The 1,225-nt window shown below is 29.8% G+C and carries 1 protein-coding gene; it reads right to left on the bottom strand.

The features are described from left to right. Positions 1-645 precede the first annotated feature (645 nt). Positions 646-912, bottom strand: coding sequence for a hypothetical protein (locus tag KTQ83_RS11760; RefSeq protein WP_217256941.1), 267 nt, complete (start codon positions 910-912; stop codon positions 646-648). Positions 913-1,225 lie beyond the last annotated feature (313 nt).

Raw genomic sequence — 1,225 nt, 5'->3', positions numbered from 1 at the left:
TAAAAATCGCATTGATTATTATAGAAAAATGTAAAAGACACTAGTTCACCCTCTCCAATGGATTACTAGTGTCTTTATACTAAAATAATTCAGAGGAACCACTGTATCCAGTGGTCTTTCTGTATGATTATTAAACAATTGATATATATAAAAGTCAAGGCTAACTTTATCTAAAATAAGTCGTTTTAGATAAAATAGGAACAAAAGAAATTGTAACCGGATGTAGTAATGGCTACCCTTGGAATAAAAAGGATAACATCTTGAATTCTCAAAGATTCTGATTTTGTACAAGGACGTGTTCTATGTATATTTATCTGTACATTGATGTTGCTTTTGTGTTTAATGGCTTTAGTTGAATTGTTAAAAATCGCATTGATTATTATAGAAAAATGTAAAAGACACTAGTTCACCCTCTCCAATGGATTACTAGTGTCTATACATTAGAATAATTCAGAGGAACCACTGTATCCAGTCGTCTTTCTGTATTTGTATTATAGTTGTTAAATTGATTTCATGCAAATGAATGGATTATGTTGTAATAATCATCTGGATGTATGGGTTGTTTTGATAAGCTTGCATACACCATCGCTTAATAGTTCGATATTTTCTTCATTGAAAATTATATCTCTAGAAGTATGTATTCGATCAAGATAATAGAACAAACAAATTATTAGGCACAATTAAATTGGGAAATGGTAAGACCGCCTGTGTATCATAGTGAGCTGTACAAAATATCTTAGCTTTCTCTATATTACCGATAATTATATTATTATTTATCCCTTTATGTTGAATACTAGGGCAATACCCATATTGATTAAGTTCATGAATTATATATTTACGAAATTCCTCTTTTTGTTTTTTTGTTTTTCGAACTTGAAAGTGATCAAGAATTCTGCGACTCGTTTCATTCATTCTTATTTCTCCCTTAGTTGTATATATTATATCATAATGTGAATGGTTTTCGTTTTTTTATAAAATGTACTTCGAAAAAGTCAAGACGAATCTATCTAATTTGATGAAAATAAGGCGATTTAGACAAGATAGGATCATTCTCAACAAAATGCTTGGAGTTAATAATGTTTTCACATTGAGTCTTTATAATAGGAATTGACTACTGGATGTAGTAATGGTGAACCCTCTGAATTAAAAGGATGATATCTTGAGTTCTTGAAGATTCCGATTTTGTAGGAGGACGTGTTCTATGTATATTTATCTGTACATTGAT

The sequence above is a fragment of the Holdemanella porci genome, from assembly GCF_019052655.1.
GTDB lineage: Bacteria > Bacillota_I > Bacilli_A > Erysipelotrichales > Erysipelotrichaceae > Holdemanella > Holdemanella hominis.
The sequence above is the reverse complement of the archived record's forward strand: the minus strand, read 5'-3'. Positions and strand labels throughout refer to the sequence as shown.